The sequence below is a fragment of the Bacillus sp. WC2507 genome (genome assembly GCF_052656125.1).
In genome coordinates this window covers 1,467,040-1,486,813 of the sequence record NZ_JBQXPN010000001.1, presented here as the reverse complement: position 1 = coordinate 1,486,813, position 19,774 = coordinate 1,467,040, and the positions used below count along the sequence as shown (strand labels likewise).

Here is a 19,774-nt window from a genome sequence, read left to right as displayed (position 1 = left end):
TCAAGATTTTTTCATTCTTATTATTTTCCCTTTATAATAAGGGAAAGAGGTGATACATATGGCTAATATAAAACAAATTGCAAAAACCGCTGGTGTATCCATATCAACTGTTTCCCGCGTCCTTAATAATCACCCTTACGTAAAAGATGAAAAACGTAAGCGTGTTCTAGATGCTGTTGAAGAATTGAACTATGCAAAAAATATAAATGCTATTCATTTAATAAAGGGAAAAACATATACGATCGGTGTCATGCTCCCTTTCATTAACCTTCCATACTTCAGTACCATTATTGAAGGAATCGGAAACGAGGCGTTAGCAGCTGGATATCACATTAATTTATGTCAAACGAATTACGATAGTATTGAAGAAATACGCGTTCTTGAAATGATGAAAATGAAACAATTCGACGGGATGATTATTTGTTCCCGAACGAGTTCATGGCAACAAATTGAACCTTTCGCAAAATTTGCTCCTATTATTTCATGCGAAAAAATGAACCACCCCCTCATTTCGTCTGTCTACGTAGATCATTATGAAGGCTTCCGTCTTGGTACTGCCTATTTACTCAGTAAAGGTCATGAAAAAATCGGGATTTGTTTAGCAAGAAAAACAAGTGCAAATTCCATGGAACGTGAAAAAGCGTTTGCTGATACACTCCGTAACGAGGGCAAAACATTACATCCCGAATGGATTTTTCATCAATGCTATACAATGCAGGACGGTGCACAAATACTCCATCGTATTTTAAACATGAAAAATCGTCCAACCGCTATTTTTACAGCGAACGATCAAGTTGCAGCTGGTTTATTAACAGAGGCTCGAAAACATGGCATTCGAGTACCCGAAGACCTTGCTATCCTAGGATTTGATAATCATGAAATTTCAAAGGCTTTAGAAATTTCCACAATTGAGCATCCCGGTCTCGCAATGGGCTCACATGCGTTTTCTTTATTCCATAAACAAATCCAAAGTGAGCAAATTATTGGGAACGCAAAAGAACTTTCATTCCATTTAATCGAGCGAGATACTGTCTAAAAAGAGCGTTATCTATAGCGCTCTTTTTCAGCTCTTCACCTATTGACTTTATATTTTTACTCGCATATAATTAACCTAACGAACGGTAGGTAGGGGATGAAAATGACAGCAAACCGCATTAAAGCTGTAGCACTTTCTCATTTCGCACGCTACGGCTACGAAGGAACTTCATTAGCAAATATTGCTCAAGAAGTTGGGATTAAAAAACCATCAATTTACGCACACTTTAAAGGAAAAGAAGAGCTATATTTTATATGCTTAGAATCCGCTCTTCAAAAAGATTTGCAGAGCTTCACAGGCGATATCGAAAAATTTTCAAATTCGTCTACCGAAGAATTGCTCTTACAGTTACTAAAGGGCTATGCAAAACGATTTGGTGAAAGTGAAGAATCAATGTTTTGGTTACGAACTTCTTATTTTCCGCCTGATGCATTTCGCGAACAAATTATTAATAAAGCGAATGTGCACATTGAAAACGTCGGAAAACTTTTATTCCCTGTATTTAAAAGAGCAAGCGAACAAGATGAGCTGCATAACATTGAAGTAAAAGATGCCTTAGAGGCTTTTCTATGCTTACTTGACGGTCTTATGGTTGAACTACTGTACGCAGGTTTAAATCGTTTTGAGACACGTTTAGACGCTTCTTGGAAAGTATTTTGGCGCGGACTTTCAAACTGACGGATTGCTCCTTTGCAATGCGTCGTTTTTAAGCCCTTTACCTAACGACTGGTAGGAAGGAGAAATGACATATGGCTTGGATTTATGTAATCATAGCTGGTATTATTGAAATCTTTTGGGTGATTGGACTAAAAAAAGCGGAGGCACCACTTGAATGGGCTGGTGTTGCGCTATTAATTACAATTAGTTTCGTCTTATTATTTAGAGCTTATAAAGATTTACCTGTCGGCACTGTATACGCAGTCTTCACAGGAATTGGAGCCGGCGGAATCGTTCTTACAGAGATTTTCGTCTTCGGAGAACCTTTCTCTATTGTAAAAGTATTATTAATTGGTTTAATCTTCTTTGGCGTAATTGGTTTAAAACGAGTAACAGAAGAAAAAGAAGCAAAGGAGGCCGCATAAAATGGCTTGGGTATTTTTAATTCTAGCTGGTATTTGTGAAATTATTGGTGTACTCTTTATGAAAGTAGCCACTGAAAAGAAAGGCTGGGCACCAAAAGTTATTTTAATCGCTAACTTCGGCGTAAGCTTCTTCTTCTTATCTCTTGCGATGAACACATTACCGATGGGAACTGCTTACGCGATTTGGACTGGAATTGGAACTGCCGGAAGTGCACTTCTAGGCATTCTAATTTTCCGCGAATCAGCGGATTGGCGTCGCCTTGCCTTCTTAAGCTGCATTCTATGCGGCGCTGTTGGCTTAAAACTATTAAGCTAACGCGAGGTGACTGTCATGTGGAAAGAAAAAGGAAAGCAAATGTTAGCATGGATTACACTCGGTATCGTCATTCTATTACAAATAAGTTTTCATATAATAGAATGGTTGTTTCATAAAGTAATATCCATTCTCACATTCCTTCCTAACATGACACTTGAAATGATATCAATCGTTTGGTCCATTATTGCCTCCATTGCAATCGTCATTATATGGAGTATCGCCAAGCTATGGAATAAGTTATTTAAAAAGGACAGTACTTCTGAAAAAGAGTAACTGTCCTTTTTTATATTCATTCAGACTTTCTATAGAAGTTTGATGCGATAAGACAAAGAAGACCAACTATGACAACACTTATACAGACCCCTTTATGTAAATTAGGAAACGGTGATGGTATATCTGAATAAAAATTTGATAATATGAGACCGATTGAAACGAAAAGTACCCCTATTCTATAGAACCATTTTCTTTTATTCATCATTCTCCCCCCTAACATTTTTCATACACTCCTTTCTTTTGGACATACTACCTAAAAAAGGAGTGGATAATATGCAAAATTCTATACATAAGCAGATCCTATTTTTATTTTTCCTCTTTCTCATTCTCGTTATCGTTTTCAGCTTTATATTACATACTCCAAAAGATGTTGTACCAAACAGCCTCTCTGTTTATAAACTCTTACTTTCCTATTGTCGTTATTGAAGAAGGTGCCTTTTATAGGGCACCTTTTAAAATTCTCTCTTCTCATACAATTTCACTGAAACGAAGACAGATGCTATGAATATGCATATTGAACTAACGAATAACACGCTGTTGTATAGTTGAATTTGTTCCATGCTGATTTCAAAGAACATAGTACCAATTGCTGTCGGTGCTATTAGTATGAAAAACGTAATAAAAGAAGCTTTTTTATAGCCAAACCAAAACAATATCGGTAAAACAATGCTAAAATATATAAAAACAAAGCCAGAAATCGTAATTACTGTTGTCGTTATAAATTCAAAAGTTCCATCTTCAAATCGATTGATTACTACAGGACTAGACACTATCATACTTATAATAAAAATAATAAGTGCCATTATGTATTTAGCTAACACAATTTGCTTTCTCGCTAGCGGTAAACTATTTAATATTACTTCACTATTATATTTTTTATCGTCATTAAATGTTTTTAAAATTGCTATAACTGGAATTATAGCTGACATAATTACGTAAAAGCTTTTAATATCTGTTAATGTCATATACAAAAAAAGAGGGTATATTAAGCACCATATTAAATGCTTCCATTGCATAATAAAATCTTTTATTATGAGTTGCCTCACGATTACTCCTCCCCTCATAAATCACGTTCATTATACAAGCTAACTGAAAGCAACATGGACATAATATACAAAAGAATAAGTCCTGCTATAAAACAAACATTTACAACTAGACTCGTGCTCCAAACATTTTCTACATCTAACCAGACGTTACTTACAATCAGTCCACTTAAATACCCCAACGCAAGTCCGGCGAACGGAGCAATTTGTTTTGCACTGCTATATCCTACTGAGAATTCAATCGGAAGTACAATTATGCTACAAACAAACCCACCTGTTATACCTCCGAGAATTTCTCCCCACAGCATAAATCCAGTCATATGCCCATCTTGTAGCTGTATTAAACCAACCACTAGTGAAAAACATCCACCTAGAGCAACTAAAATACTTACAAATATGTATTTTCCTATGACAATATCTTTACGGTCAAACGGTAAACTATTTACTATCAGTTCACTTTTATTTTTCCCCTCATAACTCATTGACAGTATCATGCCAAGAGCAGGTACAAACATGCTAAACGTCATCAAAAAACTATCACTACGAAAATCAACAATGAGCAGAAACAAGAAACATATAAGATAAACAAACCCTAACTTTCTTTGCATCATCATATCTTTTAAAACTAATTGCTTGATCATGTATTACACCTCCTAATATGAAAATGTCCCTTCTATAACTCTGCCTCCTGAAACATTTTCATTGAGAGGAACATTGATATGAATATACTCACTAATACTCCAATACCAAGAACACCCATTGCTTGTGTAGCCTCTTGAGAGTGAAGTACTTTTAACATAATTGTTTTATCACCAAAAATATTACACATAAAGCCAATCATACCCATTAAAGGAAAAATCATAATCACATTCAAGACAGTAATAGCTTTATATCCTCCAATGTAATTAGTAGGTATCGTTACTACACAATAAATCAAAGTTGCTACTATTCCTGAAAACACTGCATATCCAGGCATAACTATATCCCCGTCCAACAAAATATTTTTTAATATTATGACTATAAAAGTTGCACTCAAACCAACCATAATAAATACTGTGCTTGAAATATATTTAGCTATAACTATCTCTTGTCTCGTTATAGGCAAACTCACTAATACTTTTTCTGCTTTACTTTTCTCCTCATGATAAAAAGAAATATAAATAATTGTACTACATGTTATAAATAATCCTATTGCAATCCCCATTGGTTGAACGGAATCCTTAAAAATAGATAACATAGGTATTAAAAAATAGAAAGGAAATATCTTCTTCTGTAAGAAAAACTCCTTCAAAATCAACTGTTGCATCTGAATTCTCCTCTCTATAAATCACGTGTTTCATAAATTTTAATTGTAAGAAACATAGAAGCAATGTAAATACTAACTAATGTAATAATTCCAACTATAAACATACCAACATGCATAGGATTCATAATCCACTCAATGAACGAAGGTGCTGTTTTATTCAGTCCATCACTAATAAATATCCAAAGTATCCCACCCACTCCTATTGAGGCTGCTGATATTATACTTCTTACTATCTTCGATTTTGTACCATAATAACTAGGGTAAAAGGTGACAACTAAAAACACGGCGTAAATAAGCCCATTTACTACTCCATACCATGGAATTTCAATGTATAAATTAGGATGATATGCACCTATATCACCAATAACAGCGATACCTCTTATAAGAAAAGCAACCAACATCGTAGAGAACATGCCACCTACAATAAATATTGCACTGGAAATATATCTAGCAATTATGATTTTCTTTCTACTTAACGGTAAACTATTCATAATAATGTCGCTTGTATTTCGTTCATCTATTACGACTAGTATCGTAACTGAGGAAAGAGTTATAAATAAACAACTCATAGGAAACAGCATTTCATCACCGTTTTCAAATAAAAAGAATACAAAAGGTATAATAAGATACACTACCCATATCCCCCGAAAAAAGAACAAATCTTTATATATGAGCTGAAGCATAGGCACCTCTCCCTTTCGCAGTGTAAACGATAATATCATCTAATGTAGGCTTTTCTATTACAACCTCATTTCCAAACCAATCGACAATTGCTTGTTTATCCTTCGCTAAACCTTCAAAACCAAATTTATTTTTTCGTAATCCAACAAATAGCTCTTTTCCTTCTCGGTCTAATAAATCATTACTTCCCTTTACGATTACGTAGTTCTCCATTAGTTCATCTTTCTCACCAGTAAATATAATTTCTCCATCGTTGATGAACGTAATATAATCTGCAATGAGCTCTAAGTCTGTTGTAATATGAGTTGAGAATAATACAGATACTTCATCCTCCATTACAATCTCTTGCAGCATATCAAGTAATTCACTTCGAACAACCGGATCTAATCCTGCTGTCGGTTCGTCCATAATGATGAACTCCGCGTGGTGCGAAAGTGCGATAGCAATCGCAAATTTCATTTTCATCCCTTTTGATAATTCTTTAATTTTTTTATACTTCGGAACTTGCAATCTATGCATATACGATTGATACTGCTCTTCGTCCCACTTTTTATATAGCGGTGCAATAATACGTTTCATTTGTTCACACGTTAAATCTTCGTAGTAATGATTTTCATCATATACAAAACCAATATTTTGTTTTATTTCCTTCTCGGCTTTTTTATTGTCCTTGCCAAAAATTTTTATATCACCACTATCTTTTCTAATTAAATTCATAATCATTTTGATCGTCGTACTTTTCCCTGCTCCATTCGGTCCGACAAATCCCATAATATATCCGCGTGGTAACGTAAAACTTATATTTTTCACTGCAAAATCTTGATAACTCTTACAAACGTTTTTTAGCTCTAACATCTCTTATTCCCCCTCATATAAACACGCAATCATCTGCTGTAAATCTTCAAGTGAAAGCTGCAACGCTTTACTTTCATTTACAACCTCTTCTGCTTTACTTTCCAATAGACGCAGCCTTTGTTCTTTTAGTAGTTCATTATTTTTACGTGAAACATAAGTCCCCTTCCCAGCAACAGTTTCTATATATCCTTCTTTTTCAAGCTCCTCGTACGCACGCTTCGTTGTAATTACACTAATTTGTAATTCCTTCGCTAAGCTACGAATAGACGGTAATTGATCTCCACCCTTTAAACCACCATTTAAAATAAGCTGGCTTAATTGTTTTCTTATTTGCACATAAATAGGGTCTTGGGAAGAATTCGAAATAATAATATTCATGTTTTCCTCCAGTGTGTGTATATACTGTACATACTTTATATATACAGTATATACACACCATCCTATTTTTGGCAAGAAAAAAAGACCAACATTTTCCTGTTGGTCTTTCGTATATGTATCACTTTTCAAAGCGATCTAACATCTCATCTCTCATTCCGAAACTCACTACCGCAATTCCTACATACATAAACAGCAGGAACGCTGGATGAACTGTGTTGTACCAAGTGCTATCAACAATTAAATAAATCGTTAATGCCACAACAAGAACAAACGCTAAGATAAACATATAAAAGTGTCTTGTACTACCCATAATAAACTCCTCTCTTCTCACTTCACCATTCAACAGTATATTTTATCGAATAATTCGATATGACTCAAGGTTAACTTTCTGTTATGTAATCAAGTTCCACCTTTACAATGTCCTCACATGCTATTGAAATGATCGTTCCTTGCTTATCAATTGCCGTCACTTCTCTATTATCCATTACACGATGCGCTACTCTTTCTAGTACTTTTCCTTGGTCTCGATAACAAAATTCTTTTACATCTTTAATCGTTTTTCCGTTTTCTAAATGGTATATCATTCTATAACACCGATATCCCACATTTTCACCCCCACCTTGCTCGTTTTTTCACATATACATAAAAATGAGTTATGCCTATCTCATTACATCTTCTTAATTTCAATAAAATTCTAACAAAAATAAATACTTTTATCAAACCGACTTTTTCAACAAAATCACCTATAAAACCGCTTCTTTACACCATTATGAAACAAAAAATATAAAATTTTAACATTTTCTTCACTACTTCTGCATAAAGTGAAACCTTAATCAGTGGGGGTTTTTGTCCATTCCCACTGATTATTAGCCCGCAAATAGCGGAATAAATTCTCCATACAAAAAAAGAACCCGCATATAGCGAGTCCTTCCTTAGTTATTCTAATCAAACTTGTACAGGAGCTAGCTTTTCATAACGTAAAACTGGTTTACGAGCAGCCAATGTTTCATCCAAACGTTTAATTACCGTTGTATGCGGCGCTTCTTGTACAACTTCTGGATTTTCTTCTACTTCTTTAGCAATTTGAATCATCTTATCAATGAAACCGTCTAATGTTTCTTTTGATTCTGTTTCTGTCGGCTCAATCATAATACATTCTTCCACATTTAATGGGAAGTAAATTGTTGGTGGATGGTAACCGAAATCAAGCAGGCGTTTTGCGATATCTAATGTACGTACACCAAGTTTCTTTTGACGACGACCTGATAATACAAACTCATGCTTACAATGTCTATCGAATGGAAGATCATAGAATGGCGCTAATCTTCTCATCATATAGTTCGCATTTAATACAGCATACTCAGTTACTGCACGTAGCCCATCTGGACCCATAGAACGAATATATGTGTATGCACGAACGTTAATTCCGAAGTTACCATAGAATGGTTTTACACGCCCAATTGCTTCTGGACGATCGTAGTTAAAGTGATAGCCATTTTCCGTTTTCTCTAAAATTGGTTTTGGTAAGTACGGAATTAAATCAGCTTTCACACCTACTGGACCAGAACCTGGGCCACCGCCGCCGTGAGGGCCTGTAAATGTTTTATGAAGGTTTAAATGCACAACGTCAAACCCCATATCTCCTGGGCGCGCTTGGCTTAATACCGCATTTAAGTTTGCACCATCATAGTATAATTTACCGCCTGCGTTATGGACAATTTCTGCCATTTCTAAAATGTTTTCTTCGAATAGACCTAATGTATTAGGATTTGTTAACATAAGTGCTGCTGTTTCTTCGTTTACAACACGTTTTAAATCTTCTAAGTCAACAAGACCATTTTCATTTGATTTTACTGTAATTGTTTCAAAACCAGCTACAGTTGCAGATGCTGGATTCGTTCCGTGAGCAGAGTCAGGCACAATTACTTTCGTACGGTTAAAGTCACCATTTGCTTCATGGTATGCACGAATTAACATTAAGCCTGTCCATTCTCCGTGTGCACCAGCTGCTGGTTGTAAAGTAACAGTATCCATACCTGTAATTTCGATTAAATGCTCTTGTAAGTCGTACATTAATTCCATTGCACCTTGTACTGTCTTTTCATCTTGAAGTGGATGAATATTTGCAAATCCTGCGAAACGAGCTACACTCTCATTAATTTTCGGATTATATTTCATCGTACAAGATCCAAGTGGATAGAATCCAGAATCAACGCCGTGGTTACGGTTTGAAAGTGCTGTATAGTGGCGCATAATGTCAAGTTCTGATACTTCTGGTAGCTCTGCATCTTCTACTCGAATATAATCGCTCTCAAACACATCTTCTAGTTTCACTTCTTCTACATCTAATTTGGGTAAGCTATATCCTACGCGTCCTTCTTTAGTCACTTCAAAAATAAGTGCTTGGTCTTGGTTCTTCATTGGATAGCCCCCATTTCATTTACAAGTGTGTCAATTTCCTCTTTTGTTCGAAGCTCAGTTACTGCTAAAAGCATATGATTATCAAATTCTTTATAGTCACGACCTAGATCGTAACCACCGATAATATTCTTTTGTAGTAATGCGTCGTTTACTTCTTTTACTGGACGTTTGCAATCTACAACGAACTCATTGAAGAAAGGTCCAGCAAATGTTACTGTGAAGCCTTTCGCTTCGAATTGACGTTTTGCGTATTGTGCTTTAGAAATGTTTTGACGTGCCATTTCTTTCACACCTTGTTTTCCAAGCGCTGTCATTGCAACAGAAGCTGCTAATGCATTTAACGCTTGGTTTGAACAAATATTAGATGTCGCTTTATCACGACGAATATGCTGTTCACGTGCTTGTAACGTTAATACAAACCCACGTTTACCATCTGAATCTACAGTTTGTCCAACAAGACGTCCTGGAATTTTACGCATAAATGCTTTCGTTGTTGCAAAGTAACCACAGTGTGGTCCACCAAACTGCGTTGGGATACCAAATGGTTGTGCATCACCGATTACAACATCAGCACCAAATTTTCCTGGTGGTGTTAGTGCGCCTAATGATAATGGATTTGAAGAAACGATAAATAATGATTTTTGTTGATGAACGATTTTTTCAATATCAGCTAATTTTTCAACTTGTCCGAAGAAGTTTGGATATTGAACGATTACACAAGCAACTGTATCATCTACTTCACTTTGTAATACGTCTAAATCTGTTACACCATCTTTATGATTAATTTCAACAACTTCAAGATGTTGACCTTTTGCATACGTTTCAAGTACTGCTCTTGATTCCGGGTGCACTGCACTAGATACAAGAATTTTCTTTTTGCGAGTATGGCCAGCCGCTAGCATTGCCGCTTCAGCTAAAGCTGTACCTCCGTCGTACATAGAAGAGTTTGCTACATCCATTCCTGTTAATTCACAAATCATTGTTTGGAATTCAAAGATTGCTTGTAATTCCCCTTGTGAAATTTCTGGTTGGTATGGCGTGTAAGCTGTATAAAATTCTGAGCGAGAAATAACATGATCTACAATTACTGGAGCATAATGATCGTATACGCCTGCTCCTAAGAAAGAAGCATATTCTTTTAAGTTAGCATTTTTACTAGCCATTTGAGATAACTCTTTTAAAAGCTCTGGCTCTGATTTTGCTTCTTTAATTTTTAAATCCCCTTTAAAACGAACACTCTCTGGAATATCAGAGAATAACTCATCGATCGTTTGAACGCCGATCGTTTGTAACATTTCTTTTTTGTCTTCTTCTGTCATTGGAAGATAACGATGCAACATGAAATCTACCCCTCTCCCCGTTACTTTGAACGTTTATAAAATGGTGTTGGAACAACTACTGCTTTGACGCGTTTATTACGAATTTCAATTTCTACTTCTGTATCAACTGCTGCGTATTTTACATCAATTAGTGCTAAACCAATGCTTTTCTTTAACGTTGGAGATTGTGTACCACTCGTTACTTCCCCGATTTTTTCTTCTCCAATAAATACAGGGTAATGCGTACGAGGAATTCCACGTTCGATTACTTCGATGCCGACTAATTTGCGAGGCGCCCCGTTTTCTTTTTGTTCTTTTAACGTTTCTTTTCCAAAGAAGTCTGCTTCTTTATTTGGTTTTACCGCAAAGCCAATTCCAGCTTCAATCGGTGTAATATCTTTTGATAATTCTTGACCATAAAGTGGTAATGTTGCTTCGAAGCGAAGTGTATCACGAGCACCTAAACCACATGCTTTTAAGCCTTCTTCTGCTCCAACTTCAAGAAGTTTCTCCCAAAGTTTTGCAGCATCTTCACTCTTACAGTAAATTTCAAATCCATCTTCACCTGTGTAACCTGTACGAGATACAAGTGCTGGAATTCCATCTACAAGAATATCGTTTTTAAATTTAAAGAACTTAATTTCTTTCAAATCTTCTGACACAACTTTTTGTAAAATGCCTTCTGCTTTTGGTCCTTGGATTGCAAGCTGTGCAACTTCACTAGAAACATTGACTACTGTCGCATCGCCAATTACATGGCTAGCTAACCATTCGTAATCTTTCTCGATATTTGATGCATTGATTACTAATAAATAGTCTTCTTCACCACGTTTGTAGATTAATAAATCATCTACTGTACCACCATTTTCATAGCACATAGCTGTATATTGTGCGCCTCCTACCTTTAAGGTAGATACGTCATTTGTAACAACACGTTGTAAAAATGCTAAACTATCTACACCTTTTACCTCAACTTCTCCCATATGAGACACATCGAACAAACCTGCCGCTGTACGTACAGCTTCATGTTCTTCTTTAATGCTTGAAAATTGAACTGGTAACTCCCAACCACCGAAGTCGATTGTTTTCCCACCATACTTCGCGTATACATCAAATAACGGTGTACGTTGTAATGTAATCATGCTCTCTCCCCCTTATGCTCTGACAAATCAATAAAAGTTGTTTCCCTTATCTAAACATTTTCACTCTGAAAAGATAGGATATACGGAATCTCATTACATTTTTTTATGAAAGCGTAAATAAAAAATCACTTTCTTGGATAAAATACGAAAGATTCCATACATTTCACACCATTATCCTAACATTATTCGCTATATTTCATCAATATTCTAGCATAAAAAATAATTTAGAATTTTTTATTCTTAATCCTATTAAATACAACTTTCAAAATTCAGCCCTTTATCTTTGCCTATTCTTTAACTTTTAGTATGTGTAATAGCGCCTTGTTACAAGGCTTATATAATAAAGATTTTTTCATAATTACTTTAGTTTATAAAAGGTGGGAGAGTCATAATGAATGTCGATATTTCCGTAGATCGGACGTGGCAAAACAATTTTTTAAATAGAATTGACGAAGATGGCCCTTGGACAAACTGGGATTTATACCATTTAGCTTATGAAACAGAAAAATCGTTACTTGTTCCTACTTTCGATGGACTACAAGCACCGAAACATTTATCTCATTTCACACCGCTTCCTCATCAATTAGAAGTGGCTCAAAATGTCATTGAACAAATGAATGGCAAAGCGATTCTAGCAGATGAAGTAGGACTTGGGAAAACGATTGAAGCTGGACTTATTTTAAAAGAATATATGGTCCGTGGCCTTGTGAAAAAAGTACTTATACTCGTCCCGGCCTCTCTCGTATCACAATGGGCATACGAACTAAATACAAAGTTTTTCATTCCAGCTGTAGCCCAAAAGAAAAGCTATTCATGGGAACAAGCCGATGTGATTGTATCATCCATTGATACTGCAAAACGTTCACCGCATCGTGATATCGTTTTGAACTTAGAATATGACCTTATTATTATCGATGAAGCACATAAACTTAAAAATAATAAAACAAAAAACTATGAATTTGCACAACGTTTAAAAAAGAAATTTTGTTTATTATTAACTGCTACTCCTGTTCAAAATAAGATTGATGAAATTTTCAACCTCGTTTCTTTATTAAAACCAGGACATTTAGGCAATCAATCCAACTTTGAAGAATATTACGCTTCAAAAAATCGTTCTGCCGAATCTGATGAAGATTTAAAAGCTCTTATTAACAAAGTAATGGTCCGAAATCGGCGTCATAATACCGGAATTGATTGGCCAAAGAGACATGTACGTACAATTTTTGTTGAGTTTAATGAAGAAGAGCAAGCTTTATATAATGATATTGAAAATTGGAGAGGACAAGATGCCTTCACATCCGCTTTCTCATCGTTAACTTTAAAACGGGAAGCGTGCAGTAGTCGTGAGGCTGTTTACTATTCATTAAAAAAACATGTAGAAAAACGACAGAAGGAAAATGAACATTACATAAAAGACCCGCATATTGATGTGCTAATGGACAAAATTAATCATATTCCTTTTAACTCAAAAGCGAATAAAGCTCTAGAGCTTATAAAAGAAATTGACGATAAAGTCATCATCTTCACGGAATATAGAGCGTCACAAATGTACTTACAATGGTTTTTACAACAACACGGTATTTCTTCCGTACCATTCCGCGGTGGGTTTAAACGCGGGAAGAAAGATTGGATGAAGGAACTTTTCCAAAACCGTGCGCAAGTGTTAATTGCAACTGAAGCTGGTGGTGAAGGGATTAACTTACAGTTTTGTAGCCATATGATCAATTACGACTTACCATGGAACCCAATGCGCCTTGAACAAAGAATCGGACGTATTCACCGTCTTGGTCAAAAGAATGATGTTCATATTTATAACTTAGCTACAAAACACACTGTTGAAGAACATATTTTGAAACTGTTATATGAAAAAATCAATTTATTCGAGCGTGTTATCGGTGAACTCGATGAAATTTTAACGAGAATTAATATGAAAAACATCGACGCGCACATTCAAGAAATATTTGCGCAATCAAAAAGCGAAGGAGAAATCCGAATTAAGATGGAAAACTTAACATCTATTATCGACTTCGCGAAACGAAATGAAGCTGAGGTGCAAGGCTATGCAGCAACATGAAATTCATAATTACTTATACAATTTTTTCGAGGCGAATAACTGCGAAATTTTAGAGCGTTCTCCTCAATTATTAGACGTGCAGTTAACAATTGAGATGGATAAATTATTAATGAACCGCCCTTTTTATTGGCACTATCTTGAGAAAACAGGAGGCGTACCGAATCCGATGCGCCTTACCCTTATTACAAATCCAGAAAATGAAGAAAACGATGGCGAGCTTATTCACTACGGTTCACCACGTCTTCATCAAATTTTTCAAACGACAAAAGAATTAGGGTCTTACATACGTTTATATGAGGAAGTACGGCATAGCGGGGCGACACATACACCGCTCCATCCGTGGCTCGGTGTAAATATTAAAGTTTCCTATCAATGTGATCGAAAAAAAGATATCCTCCACTCCATTGGAATTCATCTTATTTCTGGCACAATGATTGCAAACTTTCATGAAACATTAGCTAAAATTAAACTCACACCGAAAATACCTGACTTTTGTTTTACGCTCTCGCCTATCATTAAACCGCAAAGCGGTTTACAACGCATAGAGGATGCTTTAAAAAGCATTATTGCAGAAGATGACCATACGTGGGCGAAAGAAGCAAGGGTGCGCTGGAATCACGATTTGGACCTTTTAAATCGTTTTTATGAAGAAAGTGATGAACTTCCTGAAAGCTATGAAATTGAAAAACAAGCACTGCAAGAACAGTATGAACCCCGCATTACAGTGCAAATTATTAACGGTGGACTTTTTTATGTTACCGCGAATCATTTTCTATCTTAAAAAGCTCCTTCTGTTTTAGAAGGAGCTTTACTTTGCGTTATCCTCTATCGCCATTACGCTCTTGTTGTTTTTGCTTTGCCATACGTTTTTGATACGCACGATCCTTTGCACTCACATGATTTGCATCAGTTGGAAGATTTTCTTTTGAACGGCCAATTCCATTGCTCATCTGTTTCACTCCTTTTATATCTTTCAAAATACACCCTTATTTTCAGCTAGAGGCACCATCCTTATGCAAAAAAAATAAGAGTAGCCATCGGCTACTCTTACTCACTCACATATTTTCGAAACATATCATGGATGCCTTTATTTACGAGGTTCGAGATCTGTTCGTCAGATTTATTCGGATAACGATCACGCAATCTGATAGATGCCTTCACCATTAAATTTTCTAATACAGAACGGCCACCTTCTCCATAAATAATTTCAGCATACTTAACAAGCCTTCCATCCTCTACTGTTGCTGGATTATGATTGAAGAAAAATTTACTCATTGTTTCCACCTCTCTATTTTGATAACGTTTACATTTATATAGATTATTTATGTTATTTATTTCACAATATTGTATGCATGTATATTTAATTAGTTTCATTATAAAGCAACATATCGACAGTAACTATGTGATTTTCCGTCCATTTTGTGAACAAACCAAAAAATGAAAGCGTTTCCTTTATTATATACTAAAAAAACTTACTACGCTAGGGGCAATTTTTTAATCTACCAATACCTCAAATATGAATATACTTTTGCTTTTCCCACTAAACCTTATATAATTTTCAGAAATTATATTATAAAATATATGTATGACTTAAGGAGGCCATGTATGAATCAAAATAAAAAAGCTATATTGGATCTTGTGTTTTATCTCGTAATCCCATTCCTCATTTGGAAATTCGCAAAACCTTATATCGACCCTTATTACGCGATGTTACTTTCCTCTGTTCCGGGGATTATTTATACACTGTATACCTTTAAAAAAGAAAAACAGTTTAACGTGACAGGGTTCTTTATTTTAATTACACTCATTTCTAATACAACGGTAGATTTATTATCTGGATCAGCCGAACGAATGTTGTGGAACGATGCGTATTATCACATCGTACTCGGCGTTATCGTCACATGTACAATTTTTATAAAAAAACCACTTATGTTATATTTCGCAGCAGATATTGCCGCATTGCAAGGCCATGACCGTGATAAAAGTCGTGAGCTGTATCGTGATAGTCGTATCTATCCAGCACTACAATATTTAACGCTATTTTTCGGGCTACAATTCATATTAAAAAGCTTCTTAAAAATTTATTTCATCTCTGTTTTCGGTGTAGATGGCTATGGTGAAATGAGGGCGATTATGACCGCTGTTGGGTGGGGCATTTCCATTTGTATCGGAATTGGATTTGTCTGGGTAAACAATAAAATACATAGCGTTACAGAGGAAAAAGAATCTGTGCAGTAAATGAAAATCCCCTAGTAGTATCATACTACTAGGGGATTTTCATTTTGCTAGACATATTACGAAATCGTTAACTTGATTTTTTTCTTTTATTTTTTACATTTCGATAAAACAAAGCAGCACTAAGCGGCATAACACCAAACCACTTATTCATAAATGGCTCTTTTTCAGCACGGCGTTGTTCTTTCTTTTGTTTACGATCTTCTTTTGGAGCATCCATATATGACACAAACTGCTGTGTCACAAAGCGAACATAATCATTAGTAGACATATTATCATCACCTCTACTTGATTAGTATGTCCACTTTTTTATGCATTAATCTTTTCTTTCAATTCATTCATAATTTGCTTTACAGACTTATTCGTCGTATCGATATGAATATGAGCCTCTTCATAATAAGCTCGGCGCGATTCAAATTTCGTCACAAATGCCTCTATATCTTTCTTCTGAAATAGTGGACGTGTCGTATCTTCACGAAGCCTTTCTGCAATTAGATGTGGATCACAATATAAATACACGACAGTTCCATTCTCCTTCATCCACTTTCGGTTTTCCTCTCGCTCAATGATTCCGCCGCCAGTTGTAATAATGACATTACAACTGGGGAGTGAACGTAACATTTCACTTTCATATTCTCGAAAAGCCATTTCGCCTTCCTCGGCAAAAATTTCACGGATCTCCTTCTCTTGCTTCTCTTCAATTTTTTGGTCTGTATCGACAACATCCATATGAAGTTCTTTACTTAATGCCTTTCCAATTGTTGTTTTCCCAGCTCCCATATAACCGGTTATGTATATAGATTTCATGTTCGTTCCTCTCAATCATCCGTTATTATTTGTTATTATAACGAAAGATTACATTAATTAATAAAAAAACGTTTTGTTCTCATTATGCAATGAAGAACAAAACGTCACATACACACTTTTACTTATAAGTACCTCTTCTCACCCACTGCGTTGCAATCCACTTCTCACCTTTCGTTACAGGTGCCCCTCCGTGTAACGTAAGCTCATTTAGTGATTGGTCTTGATAGAAATACTCAAAGTATACTGCCATTCCCTTTCTAGGGTTCACAGAAAGATTTAATTTCGGAAAGAACGTTTCTCCGCCCTCTTCTACATCATTTAAATACATTACAAGCGTACTGATACGATTATTAGCAGCTGATCTACTATGTTCTGCAAAATAATCATAGTGCGCTTTATATTGTTGATCCACTTCATAATTTAAAATGTGTAATCCTTCTCCATGCGACGCAGGAACATTCATGATAGATGAAATTCGTTTTTCAATCTTCACAGTAAGTTCATTATCATCCAAAAATGCACCACTACTTGTTCGAATATCATTTACATCACGTGATGAACCAACTTTAGAACGTGCTAACTTATTTTTAGACAATTCGATTAATTCTTCACACTCTTCATCACTTAATACATTTCCTAACACGACAATAAGAGGTTCTTCGAATTTTGAAATAATTTGTATTTCCCTATCTTCTGTCATAATTGCATTTCCTTTATGATCAAAAATAGTTTGTTCCTTATTTTCACCTATTTGATTGTTATTTGTCATTTCCCTATTCTCCCTAAAAAATATGTTTGGATAGCATGAATATATCATATTCTTTCTACCTTTCTCTTTTTTGAGAAAATTTAAACTTTTAATCGTTTTATTTATCCATTTTCTTAAAAAAATAGCCTATTTTCAAATGAGAAATCATGGTTTTTTATCCATATATTTTACATACTATCCTTCTATCCAATCGAATATTTTCTCATCCTTTTTTCTATACCGAAAGCTTACTTTATAAAAAACTTCTTGTTTTATTTTGCACTGCAACGAAACGAGAATAACATCGTTTTCAAAGACATAATTTCCACTTGCTTCGCCCTTTTCATATTGAAAGAAAAAAGTATCTTCCTTTTCTTTTTGCTGTAAGTCCTGTTTTATATTTGTAATAGATCGATTTAGTAGTTCCTCCAGTACAAACTTTTGCTCTATTTCAATATAAAATTTTTTATCTATAAGCAACATATTTGTTTCGTATACAAAGAACGAAGTTAATAATACAAGAAAAATGATTGTTCCTGGCATCGTAAATCCACCTTGTTTCCTCATACATTTATTTCCATACCACTATACCTTACAGCTACACCTTCATATATTTTCCCGCTCCTATCTTTCACATTTATAAAGAGCAAATGAGGTGTTACTTCATACGAAACCATTTCAACATTTTGTAATATAACTTCTCTTCCGCGCATATTCACTTTTCTTATAAGATGATTATTCAATTTTTCATACGTCACTTCATCTCCAGTGCGAAGGCGAAAGCGCAAAAGACTACCTTTATTCTCAGGGACTATTTTTTCTACAAATGATACTTCACGAAACTCTAACTGTACTTGTCCTAAAAACACATCCCATTCCCAATTATTTAATCCTTTTGATTGGTTGTTTTCTATTCCAATAAAATGTAAACGTGGCAAGAGTAAAAAGAACAGTGATAACAGAAAAAAACATACGATCATTTCTATTAATGTAAATCCAACTTCTAATTTATTTTTTCTCCTGCATAAAAGCATTGTTCCATCATTCTTCCTTTCACATCTTTCCACATAGCACAAACTTCATTTCCTCCCCAATATGTGTAATATACATTTCCGTTTATGACTTTTTCTTTCTGTTGCTTTGTCTCATTCTCATACATATATAAAGCTGCTTCTCTTTTTAATAATACAAATGCCTTATAACGAATTTGTATGTTTTTTCGTTCTTGCATAATCAATACTGTTTGCGGAAGTAGTAAAGATACCGCCATCATTAATATACTTAATGCTACAAGCATTTCAGCCATCACTGACCCTTTTTGACATTTCACGATACGTAAATCTCCCTCTTCCAAGCTGAAATACAACCTCATATTTATAACTTCGATACGAGAGTAAAATTGTTCCACCTCTATTAATATTTCCACTCGGATTATATGTCATTGGATTAGGAAAAGTATTCAAATCAATTTGTACATCGCTATCATATTCTCTTTTAATGATAGAAAGATTCGTACTCGAATCCCCTATATAATACATATGCCTATCTTTATGCCATCGTAATGTATAATGTTTTTGACGGTTTATCGCTAATTGTTGCATATACAAAATATCATTTGAAAACTGTCTCAAAAATTGTTCAATTTTTTGTTTTTCATATAATGAATGTACGTTAAAATACGTGACCATACTTAGTATAGAAATTGCAAATAGAACGAGTAGCATTTCTAAAAGAGTAAAACCTTGTTGTTTCACAGTTTCCCACTTGATACTGTGCCATCATTTGAAATATGAATGGATTCACCATTCGGACACTTATCAGATGTAATATATTTTTCATCACTTAGCTCTTTTAGCGAGGGAATTTTATTATGTTGCAATTGGTATACTTGTATTTGCGCTTCTATAGATTTTACATAGGCTTTACATCCTTTTCCTTCGACGGATGAACGCTGTGTAACTACATTTGGAATAATTAATAGTAATAATACAGTTATGACGACCATAACTAATAACATTTCTAAAAGGGTAAACCCCTCCTCATTCTGCATGAAAATAC

At 35.0% G+C, this 19,774-nt stretch carries 30 protein-coding genes and 1 pseudogene; 9 read left to right on the top strand and 22 right to left on the bottom strand.

Annotation, left to right across the window (positions count from 1 at the left end; genetic code table 11):
- Positions 1–58 precede the first annotated feature (58 nt).
- From ACUN28_RS07995 to ACUN28_RS07975, 5 genes are all read left to right on the top strand, one after another.
- Positions 59–1,036 carry a LacI family DNA-binding transcriptional regulator gene (locus tag ACUN28_RS07995; RefSeq protein WP_016086304.1) on the top strand — a complete coding sequence of 326 codons (978 nt, stop codon included), beginning with the start codon at positions 59–61 and terminating at the stop codon, positions 1,034–1,036.
- A 96-nt stretch (positions 1,037–1,132) separates the two neighbouring features.
- On the top strand, positions 1,133–1,714 hold the full coding sequence (locus ACUN28_RS07990) for a TetR/AcrR family transcriptional regulator (protein WP_003267456.1): 582 nt from the start codon (positions 1,133–1,135) through the stop codon (positions 1,712–1,714).
- Positions 1,715–1,785: 71 nt separating this feature from the next.
- On the top strand, positions 1,786–2,118 hold the full coding sequence (locus ACUN28_RS07985) for a DMT family transporter (RefSeq protein ID WP_000312344.1): 333 nt from the start codon (positions 1,786–1,788) through the stop codon (positions 2,116–2,118).
- A 1-nt stretch (position 2,119) separates the two neighbouring features.
- Positions 2,120–2,434 carry a DMT family transporter gene (locus tag ACUN28_RS07980; protein WP_000312623.1) on the top strand — a complete coding sequence of 105 codons (315 nt, stop codon included), beginning with the start codon at positions 2,120–2,122 and terminating at the stop codon, positions 2,432–2,434.
- A gap of 15 nt (positions 2,435–2,449) precedes the next feature.
- Positions 2,450–2,707, top strand: coding sequence for a DUF3975 family protein (locus ACUN28_RS07975; RefSeq protein WP_016086303.1), 258 nt, complete (start codon positions 2,450–2,452; stop codon positions 2,705–2,707).
- Positions 2,708–2,723: 16 nt separating this feature from the next.
- On the opposite strand, the gene ACUN28_RS07970 is transcribed toward ACUN28_RS07975, so the two are convergent.
- From ACUN28_RS07970 to gcvT, 12 genes are all read right to left on the bottom strand, one after another.
- The gene (locus ACUN28_RS07970) at positions 2,724–2,909 is read right to left on the bottom strand and encodes a hypothetical protein (RefSeq protein ID WP_033659768.1); all 186 of its coding nucleotides are present in this window, start codon (positions 2,907–2,909) and stop codon (positions 2,724–2,726) included.
- Positions 2,910–3,159: 250 nt separating this feature from the next.
- On the bottom strand, positions 3,160–3,753 hold the full coding sequence (locus ACUN28_RS07965; protein ID WP_001249397.1) for an ABC-2 transporter permease: 594 nt from the start codon (positions 3,751–3,753) through the stop codon (positions 3,160–3,162).
- A gap of 14 nt (positions 3,754–3,767) precedes the next feature.
- Positions 3,768–4,391 (bottom strand): ABC-2 transporter permease, encoded by a 624-nt coding sequence (locus ACUN28_RS07960; RefSeq protein WP_000595378.1) that lies wholly within the window; start codon positions 4,389–4,391, stop codon positions 3,768–3,770.
- A 32-nt stretch (positions 4,392–4,423) separates the two neighbouring features.
- Positions 4,424–5,056, bottom strand: a complete 633-nt coding sequence (locus ACUN28_RS07955) for an ABC-2 transporter permease (protein WP_016086301.1) — start codon at positions 5,054–5,056, stop codon at positions 4,424–4,426.
- A gap of 14 nt (positions 5,057–5,070) precedes the next feature.
- Positions 5,071–5,739 carry an ABC-2 transporter permease gene (locus ACUN28_RS07950; protein ID WP_016086300.1) on the bottom strand — a complete coding sequence of 223 codons (669 nt, stop codon included), beginning with the start codon at positions 5,737–5,739 and terminating at the stop codon, positions 5,071–5,073.
- Entirely contained in the window at positions 5,720–6,592 is an 873-nt protein-coding gene (locus tag ACUN28_RS07945; protein WP_016086299.1) for an ABC transporter ATP-binding protein, read from the bottom strand. Before ACUN28_RS07945 ends, ACUN28_RS07950 begins: the two co-directional genes overlap by 20 nt.
- Positions 6,593–6,595: 3 nt before the next feature.
- Positions 6,596–6,970, bottom strand: coding sequence for a GntR family transcriptional regulator (locus tag ACUN28_RS07940; RefSeq protein ID WP_001021358.1), 375 nt, complete (start codon positions 6,968–6,970; stop codon positions 6,596–6,598).
- A gap of 118 nt (positions 6,971–7,088) precedes the next feature.
- Positions 7,089–7,280 (bottom strand): hypothetical protein, encoded by a 192-nt coding sequence (locus ACUN28_RS07935; RefSeq protein ID WP_000535935.1) that lies wholly within the window; start codon positions 7,278–7,280, stop codon positions 7,089–7,091.
- A gap of 70 nt (positions 7,281–7,350) precedes the next feature.
- Positions 7,351–7,554, bottom strand: a complete 204-nt coding sequence (locus ACUN28_RS07930; protein WP_000639160.1) for a DUF3929 family protein — start codon at positions 7,552–7,554, stop codon at positions 7,351–7,353.
- Positions 7,555–7,915: 361 nt separating this feature from the next.
- Positions 7,916–9,391, bottom strand: a complete 1,476-nt coding sequence (gcvPB, locus tag ACUN28_RS07925) for an aminomethyl-transferring glycine dehydrogenase subunit 2 (RefSeq protein WP_016086298.1) — start codon at positions 9,389–9,391, stop codon at positions 7,916–7,918.
- Complete coding sequence (gcvPA, locus tag ACUN28_RS07920) at positions 9,388–10,731, bottom strand: aminomethyl-transferring glycine dehydrogenase subunit 1 (protein ID WP_016086297.1); 1,344 nt, start codon at positions 10,729–10,731, stop codon at positions 9,388–9,390. The genes gcvPB and gcvPA overlap by 4 nt, the downstream gene beginning before the upstream one ends.
- A gap of 20 nt (positions 10,732–10,751) precedes the next feature.
- Positions 10,752–11,852 carry a glycine cleavage system aminomethyltransferase GcvT gene (gcvT, locus tag ACUN28_RS07915; RefSeq protein WP_000631766.1) on the bottom strand — a complete coding sequence of 367 codons (1,101 nt, stop codon included), beginning with the start codon at positions 11,850–11,852 and terminating at the stop codon, positions 10,752–10,754.
- Positions 11,853–12,243: 391 nt separating this feature from the next.
- Between gcvT and ACUN28_RS07910 the strand changes: the two genes are divergently transcribed.
- Together ACUN28_RS07910 and ACUN28_RS07905 are read left to right on the top strand one after the other, a co-directional pair.
- Complete coding sequence (locus tag ACUN28_RS07910; RefSeq protein ID WP_001100033.1) at positions 12,244–13,926, top strand: DEAD/DEAH box helicase; 1,683 nt, start codon at positions 12,244–12,246, stop codon at positions 13,924–13,926.
- Positions 13,913–14,707, top strand: coding sequence for a YqhG family protein (locus ACUN28_RS07905; RefSeq protein WP_001183975.1), 795 nt, complete (start codon positions 13,913–13,915; stop codon positions 14,705–14,707). Before ACUN28_RS07910 ends, ACUN28_RS07905 begins: the two co-directional genes overlap by 14 nt.
- A gap of 37 nt (positions 14,708–14,744) precedes the next feature.
- On the opposite strand, the gene ACUN28_RS07900 is transcribed toward ACUN28_RS07905, so the two are convergent.
- Together ACUN28_RS07900 and ACUN28_RS07895 are read right to left on the bottom strand one after the other, a co-directional pair.
- The gene (locus tag ACUN28_RS07900; RefSeq protein ID WP_000064669.1) at positions 14,745–14,876 is read right to left on the bottom strand and encodes a hypothetical protein; all 132 of its coding nucleotides are present in this window, start codon (positions 14,874–14,876) and stop codon (positions 14,745–14,747) included.
- A 97-nt stretch (positions 14,877–14,973) separates the two neighbouring features.
- The gene (locus ACUN28_RS07895) at positions 14,974–15,201 is read right to left on the bottom strand and encodes a hypothetical protein (RefSeq protein WP_000032704.1); all 228 of its coding nucleotides are present in this window, start codon (positions 15,199–15,201) and stop codon (positions 14,974–14,976) included.
- 73 nt (positions 15,202–15,274) lie between these two features.
- On the opposite strand from ACUN28_RS07895, the pseudogene ACUN28_RS07890 reads away from it, so the two are divergent.
- Positions 15,275–15,392: pseudogene (locus ACUN28_RS07890) on the top strand (GTP pyrophosphokinase).
- A 139-nt stretch (positions 15,393–15,531) separates the two neighbouring features.
- Positions 15,532–16,164 (top strand): VC0807 family protein, encoded by a 633-nt coding sequence (locus ACUN28_RS07885; RefSeq protein ID WP_016086296.1) that lies wholly within the window; start codon positions 15,532–15,534, stop codon positions 16,162–16,164.
- Positions 16,165–16,231: 67 nt separating this feature from the next.
- Here ACUN28_RS07885 and ACUN28_RS07880 read toward each other — a convergent pair whose 3' ends face one another.
- The 8 genes from ACUN28_RS07880 to comGC all read right to left on the bottom strand — a co-directional run bounded on the left by ACUN28_RS07880 (position 16,232) and on the right by comGC (position 19,766).
- Positions 16,232–16,432, bottom strand: a complete 201-nt coding sequence (locus ACUN28_RS07880; protein ID WP_000106081.1) for a YqzE family protein — start codon at positions 16,430–16,432, stop codon at positions 16,232–16,234.
- A gap of 38 nt (positions 16,433–16,470) precedes the next feature.
- Positions 16,471–16,968 (bottom strand): shikimate kinase AroK, encoded by a 498-nt coding sequence (gene aroK, locus ACUN28_RS07875; protein ID WP_016086295.1) that lies wholly within the window; start codon positions 16,966–16,968, stop codon positions 16,471–16,473.
- A gap of 118 nt (positions 16,969–17,086) precedes the next feature.
- On the bottom strand, positions 17,087–17,737 hold the full coding sequence (locus tag ACUN28_RS07870; RefSeq protein ID WP_016086294.1) for a 2OG-Fe(II) oxygenase: 651 nt from the start codon (positions 17,735–17,737) through the stop codon (positions 17,087–17,089).
- 174 nt (positions 17,738–17,911) lie between these two features.
- Positions 17,912–18,283 (bottom strand): competence type IV pilus minor pilin ComGG, encoded by a 372-nt coding sequence (comGG, locus tag ACUN28_RS07865; protein ID WP_033659769.1) that lies wholly within the window; start codon positions 18,281–18,283, stop codon positions 17,912–17,914.
- Positions 18,280–18,750, bottom strand: a complete 471-nt coding sequence (gene comGF, locus ACUN28_RS07860; RefSeq protein ID WP_016086292.1) for a competence type IV pilus minor pilin ComGF — start codon at positions 18,748–18,750, stop codon at positions 18,280–18,282. Before comGF ends, comGG begins: the two co-directional genes overlap by 4 nt.
- Positions 18,720–19,022, bottom strand: a complete 303-nt coding sequence (gene comGE / locus ACUN28_RS07855) for a competence type IV pilus minor pilin ComGE (RefSeq protein ID WP_033659770.1) — start codon at positions 19,020–19,022, stop codon at positions 18,720–18,722. Before comGE ends, comGF begins: the two co-directional genes overlap by 31 nt.
- Complete coding sequence (comGD, locus tag ACUN28_RS07850; protein ID WP_016086290.1) at positions 19,015–19,470, bottom strand: comG operon protein ComGD; 456 nt, start codon at positions 19,468–19,470, stop codon at positions 19,015–19,017. The genes comGE and comGD overlap by 8 nt, the downstream gene beginning before the upstream one ends.
- Entirely contained in the window at positions 19,467–19,766 is a 300-nt protein-coding gene (gene comGC, locus ACUN28_RS07845) for a comG operon protein ComGC (protein ID WP_016086289.1), read from the bottom strand. The genes comGD and comGC overlap by 4 nt, the downstream gene beginning before the upstream one ends.
- Between the last annotated feature and the right edge of the window lie 8 nt (positions 19,767–19,774).

What these genes read in the sequence shown, in the direction of transcription:
- ACUN28_RS07995 (WP_016086304.1), top strand. Translation starts at nt 59, where the DNA reads ATGGCTAATATAAAACAAATTGCAAAAACCGCTGGTGTATCCATATCA.
- ACUN28_RS07990 (WP_003267456.1), top strand. Translation starts at nt 1,133, where the DNA reads ATGAAAATGACAGCAAACCGCATTAAAGCTGTAGCACTTTCTCATTTC.
- ACUN28_RS07985 (WP_000312344.1), top strand. Translation starts at nt 1,786, where the DNA reads ATGGCTTGGATTTATGTAATCATAGCTGGTATTATTGAAATCTTTTGG.
- ACUN28_RS07980 (WP_000312623.1), top strand. Translation starts at nt 2,120, where the DNA reads ATGGCTTGGGTATTTTTAATTCTAGCTGGTATTTGTGAAATTATTGGT.
- ACUN28_RS07975 (WP_016086303.1), top strand. Translation starts at nt 2,450, where the DNA reads ATGTGGAAAGAAAAAGGAAAGCAAATGTTAGCATGGATTACACTCGGT.
- ACUN28_RS07970 (WP_033659768.1), bottom strand. Translation starts at nt 2,909, where the DNA reads ATGAATAAAAGAAAATGGTTCTATAGAATAGGGGTACTTTTCGTTTCA.
- ACUN28_RS07960 (WP_000595378.1), bottom strand. Translation starts at nt 4,391, where the DNA reads ATGATCAAGCAATTAGTTTTAAAAGATATGATGATGCAAAGAAAGTTA.
- ACUN28_RS07955 (WP_016086301.1), bottom strand. Translation starts at nt 5,056, where the DNA reads ATGCAACAGTTGATTTTGAAGGAGTTTTTCTTACAGAAGAAGATATTT.
- ACUN28_RS07950 (WP_016086300.1), bottom strand. Translation starts at nt 5,739, where the DNA reads ATGCTTCAGCTCATATATAAAGATTTGTTCTTTTTTCGGGGGATATGG.
- ACUN28_RS07945 (WP_016086299.1), bottom strand. Translation starts at nt 6,592, where the DNA reads ATGTTAGAGCTAAAAAACGTTTGTAAGAGTTATCAAGATTTTGCAGTG.
- ACUN28_RS07940 (WP_001021358.1), bottom strand. Translation starts at nt 6,970, where the DNA reads ATGAATATTATTATTTCGAATTCTTCCCAAGACCCTATTTATGTGCAA.
- ACUN28_RS07935 (WP_000535935.1), bottom strand. Translation starts at nt 7,280, where the DNA reads ATGGGTAGTACAAGACACTTTTATATGTTTATCTTAGCGTTTGTTCTT.
- ACUN28_RS07930 (WP_000639160.1), bottom strand. Translation starts at nt 7,554, where the DNA reads ATGATATACCATTTAGAAAACGGAAAAACGATTAAAGATGTAAAAGAA.
- gcvPB (WP_016086298.1), bottom strand. Translation starts at nt 9,391, where the DNA reads ATGAAGAACCAAGACCAAGCACTTATTTTTGAAGTGACTAAAGAAGGA.
- gcvPA (WP_016086297.1), bottom strand. Translation starts at nt 10,731, where the DNA reads ATGTTGCATCGTTATCTTCCAATGACAGAAGAAGACAAAAAAGAAATG.
- gcvT (WP_000631766.1), bottom strand. Translation starts at nt 11,852, where the DNA reads ATGATTACATTACAACGTACACCGTTATTTGATGTATACGCGAAGTAT.
- ACUN28_RS07910 (WP_001100033.1), top strand. Translation starts at nt 12,244, where the DNA reads ATGAATGTCGATATTTCCGTAGATCGGACGTGGCAAAACAATTTTTTA.
- ACUN28_RS07905 (WP_001183975.1), top strand. Translation starts at nt 13,913, where the DNA reads ATGCAGCAACATGAAATTCATAATTACTTATACAATTTTTTCGAGGCG.
- ACUN28_RS07900 (WP_000064669.1), bottom strand. Translation starts at nt 14,876, where the DNA reads ATGAGCAATGGAATTGGCCGTTCAAAAGAAAATCTTCCAACTGATGCA.
- ACUN28_RS07895 (WP_000032704.1), bottom strand. Translation starts at nt 15,201, where the DNA reads ATGAGTAAATTTTTCTTCAATCATAATCCAGCAACAGTAGAGGATGGA.
- ACUN28_RS07885 (WP_016086296.1), top strand. Translation starts at nt 15,532, where the DNA reads ATGAATCAAAATAAAAAAGCTATATTGGATCTTGTGTTTTATCTCGTA.
- ACUN28_RS07880 (WP_000106081.1), bottom strand. Translation starts at nt 16,432, where the DNA reads ATGTCTACTAATGATTATGTTCGCTTTGTGACACAGCAGTTTGTGTCA.
- aroK (WP_016086295.1), bottom strand. Translation starts at nt 16,968, where the DNA reads ATGAAATCTATATACATAACCGGTTATATGGGAGCTGGGAAAACAACA.
- ACUN28_RS07870 (WP_016086294.1), bottom strand. Translation starts at nt 17,737, where the DNA reads ATGACAAATAACAATCAAATAGGTGAAAATAAGGAACAAACTATTTTT.
- comGG (WP_033659769.1), bottom strand. Translation starts at nt 18,283, where the DNA reads ATGAGGAAACAAGGTGGATTTACGATGCCAGGAACAATCATTTTTCTT.
- comGF (WP_016086292.1), bottom strand. Translation starts at nt 18,750, where the DNA reads ATGCTTTTATGCAGGAGAAAAAATAAATTAGAAGTTGGATTTACATTA.
- comGE (WP_033659770.1), bottom strand. Translation starts at nt 19,022, where the DNA reads ATGGCTGAAATGCTTGTAGCATTAAGTATATTAATGATGGCGGTATCT.
- comGC (WP_016086289.1), bottom strand. Translation starts at nt 19,766, where the DNA reads ATGCAGAATGAGGAGGGGTTTACCCTTTTAGAAATGTTATTAGTTATG.